Genomic DNA, 3,305 nt, shown 5'->3' with positions numbered 1-3,305 from the left:
AAAGGTGACAAACCATCACGTATTGCTTGAAAAGCGATCCATAAAAGTAGTAGTGCTCCAATAATAGCGAGAGGCTTTTCAACGAGAGGAAGAGAAAACAACACTGCTGCTCCGGTCAGTCCTAGAACTGCCCAAATAAAATCTCCTGCCAAAGAGCCAATCTGTACTGCAAAAGCAGGATTGAACCCACCTTGAATGCCCCTCCTAAAACTTTCCGCAAATATGGCTCCAGGCATAGCATTAAATACAAAACCTAAAAAAAGGGCAGATATGAATAGCTCTAACATTTTTTATCCTATATGAATATAAAAGAGACATTGATAAATGCCTCTTGTAGATATGCCGGCTTTAGGCTAATGCTTCTTTTTTGGTATCTTTAGGATAAATCGACTCCATTGATTCATGAGAGATCGATGTGTCTTGCAAGTCTTCAGTCGTTGCATAAGTATACACAATAACTGTTCTGCGTGTGTCTTTAGTGATAGGCGAAGTTCTATGTAATGCGTCTCTGGCTCTTAATAGATAACAAGAGCCCTCTGGAACGTGAATACTTCTAACCTCATTATTTTTTAATGTTTCATGAAGCTGTATTCTGGTTTTTCTTTATCCCATTTTATACGAGGTACAAACTCTACTCTTCCGCCACTTAGAATGTCTGGTTCATCAACTACCCAGATAAGTGCAAACGTATAGTCATCCCAGTGCCATCCGTGTGTATCGCCTCTCTTTGATTGAGAGTTAATTATAAACTCTTCAGGTGCATACGGAACTTTGTGGATTTTCTCGCCAATTATTGTGGATAAGAAGTTAAGGATTTCTTTGCTATCAAAAAAAGCTGGGATGTAAACACCTTCCTTTCGGATGATATCTCTTCCTACACTATTATAAGAGCGAGGTGTCCCACCGCTCTGCTCAACGATTAATTCTCTTCTTTCTGATTCTTTATCTAGAAGCTGCCTTGCCTCTGAGGCGATTGATTGTTTTATGTCCTCAGGCAAAAGATCATGCATAATAACCATTGTGTCATCTTTATGGTCTCTTTTTAAGCTCTCGATATATCCTTTTGGAAGTTTTTTAAGTGTTTTTTGATGCTTTCTTCAAATTCTTTTTCTGTTTTCACCTTACTTTCTCCTTGGATGTTTAAATTGAATTTTTATTTTCGAAAGCAAGCTGGCGTTATTTAAATTTAATTATTTTTTCTTCGTGTCAATAATGCTTATGCATTTTTTTTGTAAGATATCTCTTGTAGTGTGTAAGATGTTTCTTACAAAAAATTAAAACATATGCTCTTGTAAAGTTGCTGACGATCGGCGGGTTTTGCTTTTTTAGCCCGCCGAGCAGCAGGCCGCCGCTGACTAGCGAGTTTATCCACAATCGCTTGGCTAGCATCCCTCGCCTCCGGCGTGCGGCGCAGTTCGTACAGCATCTTCTTCCAGTGGCGCGCTTCGGCTTCGAAATCGTTGGGGATGGGGTAGTCGATGCCCGGTTGAAATCCGAAGCGTTTTTGCAGGCTTTCCGGTAGGGCCCAGGGTTTGGCGCGCCATTCCAGAGGTAGGGGCGCAAGCTCGGGCACCCAGCGGGCGACAAACTCACCATCTGGGTCGTTATCCTCCGCTTGCTTGATGGGATTGTAGACCCGCAGGGCGTTGGTGCCGGTGGCGCCTGCTTGCATTTGCACTTGGGGGTAGTGAATGCCGGGTTCGAAGTCGGTAAATAGCCGCGCCAAATGTAAGGCTGGCTCTACCCAGTGCAGCGCCAGGCCAAAGGTGGCGTGGGAGATCAGCATGGCGCGCATGCGGAAGTTGATCCAGCCGGTGGCGGTCAGGCTGCGAATGCAGGCATCCACCAGCGGCACGCCGGTTTGGCCGCGCTTCCAGGCAATCAGGTGCGGGTGTTCCGGGTCGCGCTCCCGCAGGCCGCGCAGCGCGGGGTGGAGCGTTTGCTGCTCGATGCTGGGTTCGCTTTCCAGTTTTTGAATGAAGTGGCAGTGCCAGTAGAGCCGCGAGGTAAAGGCGCGCAGCGAGCGGGCCCAGGCGGTGTCGTCGGCGTGTTTTTGGCGCTGGCGGCGCAGGGATTGGCACCACTTCGCGCATCGAGAGCGTGCCCCAGGCCAGGTGCGGGGAGAGCCGCGAACCAAATTCCCAGGCCAGTAACGGCTTGGAAAGCGAGCCGCGGTAGCGCCGCCCGCGCTGGGTAATAAAGCTCAGCCACAGCGCGCGGCCTTCGCTACGCCCGCCGCGCTGGCGTTGGGGGCAGGGCGTGGTATCGAACCCCTGAGTCAGCGAGGGCAGTTGCGTTACGTCTACGTGATGAAAGGCTTCCCAATCGGGTGCGGCCACCGCTGCTTGTGGCGCGGGGCAGGTGGGGGCGGCCATCAGCGCTTCCCAGTGGTTTTCCCAGCGGGATTGGTGCCCGGTGCGGCTGCTCAGCCCGCGAATCACGCCCTGCTGGCGGGCTTCCTGCCAGGGCACCTGGTGGGCCTGGCACCATGCCTGAACGCGCTGGTCCCGCGCGAAGCTCCATGCGTTGCCGGTCTCCTGGTGGGAGTGCAGCACCAGTTCGCCGTAGTGGGCTTTGAGGGCGGCCAGGCACTCCAGCATATCGCCTTGCCACAGGCAGAGCGGCAGGCCCAGCGTGTCGAGCGCCTAGGCCAAGTCAACTAGCGAATCGGCGGCAAACTGCCAGTGGCGCAGGGCGCTGTCGGGCGTTTGCCATTGGCCGGGCTCGATGGCAAACAGCGGCAGCACCGGGCCTGCCGCTGCGGCGTTGGCCAGCGGTGCGTGATCGTGAATGCGCAAATCGCGTTTGAACCAAACGACCTGAAGGGGTGCCTGAGCCATGAGCCGTAACGCCTGTGCGTTGCAATCTATTCGTGATGAACGGAAGACGTTACCATCAAGCCAGCGTTGGCGTAATCACTCTATCTACTCCCGATCAACAGGAGAGTCTCGATGTACATTGCCATGAACCGTTTTCGGATTGCCCCAGGCCGCGAAGAGGATTTTCTGGAGGTGTGGCGCAACCGCGATTCCCACCTGGAGGAAGTGCCGGGCTTCAAGGAGTTTCACATGCTGCAGGGCGAAAGCCAGGAAGAGCACACCGTGTTCATCTCCCACAGCGTGTGGGAATCCGAAGAGGCCTTCCGCGCCTGGACCAAGTCAGAGGCTTTCCGCAAGGCCCACGCCAATGCCAAATCGCCGGAAGGCATCTACCTCGGCCCGCCCAAATTCGAAGGCTATGAGGTAGTGCTGTAAGGCCCTTGGCCCCAAGCCCCAAGCCCCAAGCCGCCGTCAGGCAAGCGCTAG

At 53.0% G+C, this 3,305-nt stretch carries 6 protein-coding genes; 1 reads left to right on the top strand and 5 read right to left on the bottom strand.

The genetic code is table 11. From position 1 onward, the window contains the following. The 5 genes from B7L71_RS14360 to B7L71_RS17775 form a co-directional block, all read right to left on the bottom strand. Positions 1–287 (bottom strand): LysE family transporter (locus tag B7L71_RS14360; protein WP_170919512.1); only part of this gene is annotated, 287 nt, incomplete at its 3' end. Between the two features lie 61 nt (positions 288–348). Next, positions 349–549 (bottom strand): HalD/BesD family halogenase, encoded by a 201-nt coding sequence (locus B7L71_RS18050; protein WP_446497433.1) that lies wholly within the window; start codon positions 547–549, stop codon positions 349–351. Between the two features lie 20 nt (positions 550–569). Then, positions 570–1,055, bottom strand: a complete 486-nt coding sequence (locus B7L71_RS17180; RefSeq protein ID WP_446497432.1) for a HalD/BesD family halogenase — start codon at positions 1,053–1,055, stop codon at positions 570–572. A 209-nt stretch (positions 1,056–1,264) separates the two neighbouring features. Continuing rightward, on the bottom strand, positions 1,265–2,137 hold the full coding sequence (locus B7L71_RS17780; RefSeq protein ID WP_249273275.1) for an FAD-binding domain-containing protein: 873 nt from the start codon (positions 2,135–2,137) through the stop codon (positions 1,265–1,267). A gap of 508 nt (positions 2,138–2,645) precedes the next feature. Further along, the gene (locus tag B7L71_RS17775) at positions 2,646–2,840 is read right to left on the bottom strand and encodes a deoxyribodipyrimidine photo-lyase (protein ID WP_249273274.1); all 195 of its coding nucleotides are present in this window, start codon (positions 2,838–2,840) and stop codon (positions 2,646–2,648) included. Positions 2,841–2,951: 111 nt separating this feature from the next. Between B7L71_RS17775 and B7L71_RS14345 the strand changes: the two genes are divergently transcribed. Continuing rightward, positions 2,952–3,254 carry an antibiotic biosynthesis monooxygenase family protein gene (locus tag B7L71_RS14345; protein ID WP_016915196.1) on the top strand — a complete coding sequence of 101 codons (303 nt, stop codon included), beginning with the start codon at positions 2,952–2,954 and terminating at the stop codon, positions 3,252–3,254. Positions 3,255–3,305 lie beyond the last annotated feature (51 nt).

Origin of the sequence: Halomonas sp. BC2 (assembly GCF_002078115.1) — a bacterium.
In the GTDB taxonomy this organism is placed as follows: domain Bacteria; phylum Pseudomonadota; class Gammaproteobacteria; order Pseudomonadales; family Halomonadaceae; genus Vreelandella; species Vreelandella stevensii.
Note: the sequence above shows the minus strand (reverse complement) of the source record. Positions and strands in the feature narration are given on the sequence as shown.

What these genes read in the sequence shown, in the direction of transcription:
- B7L71_RS17775 (WP_249273274.1), bottom strand. Translation starts at nt 2,840, where the DNA reads ATGGCTCAGGCACCCCTTCAGGTCGTTTGGTTCAAACGCGATTTGCGC.
- B7L71_RS14345 (WP_016915196.1), top strand. Translation starts at nt 2,952, where the DNA reads ATGTACATTGCCATGAACCGTTTTCGGATTGCCCCAGGCCGCGAAGAG.